Origin of the sequence: Sulfurivirga sp., from assembly GCF_015490265.1 — a bacterium.
In the GTDB taxonomy this organism is placed as follows: Bacteria; Pseudomonadota; Gammaproteobacteria; order Thiomicrospirales; family Thiomicrospiraceae; genus Sulfurivirga.
Genome location: NZ_WFYD01000070.1, coordinates 1 through 4,241 on the forward strand (window position 1 = coordinate 1; position 4,241 = coordinate 4,241).

General features: G+C 66.8%; 5 protein-coding genes and 1 pseudogene. 2 read left to right on the top strand and 4 right to left on the bottom strand.

The window, feature by feature from the left end:
* Positions 1-520: GNAT family N-acetyltransferase (locus F8K16_RS05110; protein ID WP_294947854.1), on the top strand; the 520-nt coding region annotated here is incomplete at its 5' end.
* Here F8K16_RS05110 and bioC read toward each other — a convergent pair.
* Positions 499-1,410, bottom strand: a complete 912-nt coding sequence (bioC, locus tag F8K16_RS05115) for a malonyl-ACP O-methyltransferase BioC (RefSeq protein ID WP_294947858.1) — start codon at positions 1,408-1,410, stop codon at positions 499-501. The genes F8K16_RS05110 and bioC overlap by 22 nt on opposite strands.
* Before the next feature lie 157 nt (positions 1,411-1,567).
* Between bioC and F8K16_RS05120 the strand changes: the two genes are divergently transcribed.
* On the top strand, positions 1,568-2,161 hold the full coding sequence (locus tag F8K16_RS05120; protein ID WP_294947860.1) for a CPBP family intramembrane glutamic endopeptidase: 594 nt from the start codon (positions 1,568-1,570) through the stop codon (positions 2,159-2,161).
* Here F8K16_RS05120 and F8K16_RS05125 read toward each other — a convergent pair.
* The 3 genes and pseudogenes from F8K16_RS05125 to F8K16_RS05135 all read right to left on the bottom strand — a co-directional run.
* The gene (locus tag F8K16_RS05125) at positions 2,154-2,951 is read right to left on the bottom strand and encodes an alpha/beta fold hydrolase (protein WP_294947863.1); all 798 of its coding nucleotides are present in this window, start codon (positions 2,949-2,951) and stop codon (positions 2,154-2,156) included. The two genes, F8K16_RS05120 and F8K16_RS05125, sit on opposite strands and share 8 nt — an antisense overlap.
* Entirely contained in the window at positions 2,938-4,101 is a 1,164-nt protein-coding gene (gene bioF, locus F8K16_RS05130; RefSeq protein ID WP_367122725.1) for an 8-amino-7-oxononanoate synthase, read from the bottom strand. Before bioF ends, F8K16_RS05125 begins: the two co-directional genes overlap by 14 nt.
* Before the next feature lie 2 nt (positions 4,102-4,103).
* Positions 4,104-4,241: pseudogene (locus F8K16_RS05135) on the bottom strand (hypothetical protein); the annotation flags it as partial.

A 4,241-nucleotide genomic window follows, 5' to 3' on the forward strand; every position in this document is an offset into this window, starting at 1 on the left:
CCTGCGCCGCTGGTTGCCGGATGAGACGGACACCCTGCCTGTGGTCTTCTCCCTGCTGAAACAGGCCCACTACCAGACACGCCCATCCGACCTGATGCTGCTGCTGGACGGACCGGGCACGGTGTGGCTGGCGGAATGGAACGAACGGATCGTCGGCGTGCTGTGGCAGGTGCCGGAAGGTGGGCTAAGTGAAGTGAACGGCCATGTGCGTGGTCATCTGGCTGCCCAGCGGCTGGCGCAGGTGACAGGCGACCTGCGCTGGCTTGTACGCCCCAGCCAGCGCATCAGCCGCGTGGCGGTGCATCCGGCGCTGCAGGGGCACGGCATCGGCACCCGGCTGGTGCGCCACGCCATGACGCATCTTGACGGGGATTTCCTCTCTGTCAGCTGCGCATCAGAACCGCGACTGGAACGCTTCTGGAGCAAGCTCGGCTTCCGGCTGCTGCACCGGGGCCACCGGCCCAACCGCGCCAGCGGCGTGCCTTCGATGATTCTGGTCTATGAACCGCCACGCACCTGACGGACGAAATCGTCCAGCGTCATCTCGTGCACGCCGTCGCGAGGGCGATCCGGCCCCCTGAACACTTCCGGTGCCGCCCAGGCGTGGCCGTGCACCACCTCATAGGTGGCGGGCACGCGGCCGTCCGCGTCACGGAACGCCTCATAGGCCTTCAGCATGGCCTGCAGCCGCCCCTTGCCGATCAGCCCGCGGCCGTCGGCGGCGGAATAGGTGGCGCCGATGGCCTTGAGATCCTTCAGCACCCCCATGGGCTCGGCGTAGGTGAGGGTGTAGCGCTCCACATCCATCACCGGCTGGCCGAAGCCGGCGCGGATGAGCGCATCGCCCACATCGTGCATGTCGATGAAGGTATTCACATGCTCACGATCATCCACCGCCGCCCACGCCTGCCGCAGCTCTCTGAGCGTGTCCGGCCCGAAGCTGGTGAACAGCACCAGCCCCTCCGGACGCAACATGCGGCGCAGTTCGCACAGCACCGCGTCCAGATCGTCACACCACTGGAGCATGAGGTTGCTCACCACCAGATCGAAGCTTCCGTCGGCAAAGGGCAGCTGATAGGCGTCCGCCACCACCAGCTCGGCAGGACAGCGCCCGCGCAGCCGTTGCCACACGCCCCCCAGCCGGCGCAACTTGCCTTGCGCCCAGCGCAGCATCGCTTCGGACAGATCCACCGCCACCACCTGTGCCTGCGGGTAGCGGCGCAGCAGGTGTTCCGTCAGCAATCCCGTGCCGGCGCCCACATCCAGAATGCGCGCCGGTTTCAGCGTGAACAGTTCCAGCCGCTCATCCAGCCGTTCCGCCACGGTGCGCTGCAGCACCGCCGCCTCGTCATAGGCGGCGGCCGCGCGGGAGAAATGCCGACGGACGGCCTTTCGGTTCAACGTTCTCATGGCGGGTGATTATCGCCTACCAGCACCGGGCAAGCCAGCTTCATTCAGGCAGCGCGGCGCATGCCGGCATGGCCTGCGACGCACATCCGATCACCTTGACGGAGCGCATCCCGGCATAAAATGAGCGGCTTTCGGATGCTCGGGAAAAATTTCGGTCATGACTGCCGGCAGAAAGGTCCTCACCGCCTCTTTCATCGCGCTGATCGCGGCCAAACTGATGCCTTTGTGGCACCTCCAGCTGCCCGCATGGCACGCCTATATCGACATGGACAGGGCGCTGGCGCTGATCGGCTTCCTTGCCGCATGGATGCGCGAAGCCAGGCCCGACGCGACGACGGTGCGCCGCAGCCTTGCCCTATTCTTCGGCGGGCTGGGCGTGCTTCTGGCCACGCTTGCCATCGCATGGTCAGCCGGTTTTGTGCCTTCGCACTTCCTTGTGAAATTTGCCATCCTCTATTTCATGACCGCGCTGGTCGAGGAGATCATCTTCCGCGGCTTTCTGGCCGAATGGATGATCGGCAGGTGGGGCGTGGTCAGGGCGGCGCTTGGCTCGTCCGCCGTGTTCGCGCTGGTGCATCCGGCAGCCTATGTCTATCCCGTCTATGGCGGGCTTGTCTTTCTCACCGGCCTGCTCTGCTTCATCTTCTACTGGCGTTTCCGGCGCACCCATGATGTCGCGGAGGGGGTGGCCGCGGCCACGTTCGCCCATGCGACGGTCATCCTTCTGGGCATGATGGCCGGCATCATCTGACCGCCGTTTTCCCATTCAGAAGAAAGGCGCGCAGGGCGGCTGCGGTGAGATCGGGATGGCTGCGGAAGGGCAGGTGGGCGGCACCGGGGATGATCTCAACGCGGGCATGGGGCTGCAGGGCGGCCAGCTGGCGCACCCAGTCGGCGGGAATGAGCGGGTCTTTCTCACCCAGAAGCCACAGGGTGGGCTGGGCAAGACGCGGCAGGTCGGCGCGGAAGTCCAGCGTGCGCAACAGCTCCAGCCCCTGCCGCAGGCCGGTGAGGCTCGGCAGACGGCGTGATGTCATCTCCTGCACGAACTGCTTCATGAGTTTTCGGGCGTTGGGGTCGCCCCGCCACTGCAACATCCAGAAGCGCTTGAGCAGCAGGGCCACATCCAGCGCCAGCGTCTCGATGAATTCCCCCACCAGTCTCGGCGGCACGGCGTGACGCCAGCCGTCCGCCTGCACGAAACGGGGCGTGGTGCACAGGCCGACAAGATGCGTGACCCGCTCCGACGCATGCAGGGCAATGTCCTGCGCCATCAGACCCCCCAGCGACCAGCCCAGCAGGGCGGTGGGTTCATCGGGCAGTGCCTCGATGAGCGCCTGCCGCCAGGCGGTGCGGATGGCCTCCGGCGTGTCCGCTTCCACCGGCGGGCTGTCGCCGAAGCCGGGCAGTTCAATCAGGTGGCAGGTGAAGTGGGGCGCCAGATACGTCTCGACCCACGGTTTCCACACGCCATTGTCGGCGGCCCAGCCGTGAATCAGGGTCAGATGCGGCCCGTGGCCGAGGGTTTCACGGTTCAGCACGGCAGCAGGCCTCCAGCGCTTCGAGCAGATGATCCAGATCCGCCTCCGTATGGCGGGCGGAGAAGGTGATGCGCAGCCGCGCCTGCCCCTGCGGCACCGTGGGCGGACGAATGGCGGGCACATGCAGACCCCGTTCAAACAGCCTGCGTGACCAGGCGAGCGCCCGGGCCGCCTCTCCCAGCAACACCGGCTGGATGGGGGTGGCGCTAGCCATGAGGGTCAGTCCCAGCCCCGCGGCTTCACGGCGGAAACGGTCGATCAGGCGGCGCAGATGGGCGCGGGCCTCGTCCGCCGTCCGCACCTTTTTCAGCGCAACCCGTGCCGCCAGCGCATTGGCCGGCGGCAGGGCGGTGGTATAGATCCACGGACGGGCGAAGTTGACGAGCGCCTCAATCACTTCCGTGGTGCCGGCCACAAAGGCACCGAACACGCCGAAGGCCTTGCCCAGCGTGCCCACCCGCACCACGTTTTCATCGGCTGTCAGCCCGAAGTGTTCAAAGGTGCCGCGCCCACTCTGCCCCACCACGCCGAAGGCGTGCGCCTCATCCACTACCAGCCAGGCGCTGTGCGCCGCTTTCAGGCGCATGATTTCCGGCAGCGGGGCCAGATCGCCGTCCATGCTGAACACGCCGTCGGTGACGATGATCGCCTGCCCTTCGGCGGCGGCCAGCCGTCGGGCCAGCGCCTTCATGTCGACATGGGGATAGCGCTTCAAGACCGCCTCGGACAGGCGTGCGCCATCCAGCAGGGAGGCGTGGTTGAGCTTGTCGTGGATCAGGGTGTCGCCCCGTTGCGCCAGCGCCTGCTGCACCGCCAGATTGGCCATGTAGCCGGTGGAAAACAGCAGCACCCGCTCCACGCCGAGCCAGTCGGCCAGTTCATCTTCCAGCAGGTGGTGGTGCAGGTGGTGGCCGCTGACCAGATGGGCCGCACCGCTGCCGAAGCCGGCCTGATCATCGGCGCACACGGCGGCGCGTATGTCCGGGTCTTCCGTCAGGCCCAGATAGTCGTTGGCGGCAAAGTTGATGACCTGGCGGCCGTTGAGCTGAATGTGGGTGCCCGTCGGCGAGGTGACCAGCGGCGGCGTGCGCCACAGGTCGGCGGCCCGCTGCGCCGCCAGCCGCTGTTGCAGCCGCTGGCGCAGGGTCACGGTCAGGCCACCTCCGCACCGTCGTCCAGATGGGCCTTGGCGCTATGCTGCATCTTCAGCCCCAGCTTGGCGAACAGGGCGCGGTCGCGGTCGGCTTCCGGGTTGTCGGTGGTCAGCAGCTTGTCACCGTAGAAGATGGA

Bases quoted from the DNA above. Each gene is read 5' to 3' on its own strand.
- F8K16_RS05120 (WP_294947860.1), top strand. From the start codon at position 1,568: ATGACTGCCGGCAGAAAGGTCCTCACCGCCTCTTTCATCGCGCTGATC.
- bioC (WP_294947858.1), bottom strand. From the start codon at position 1,410: ATGAGAACGTTGAACCGAAAGGCCGTCCGTCGGCATTTCTCCCGCGCG.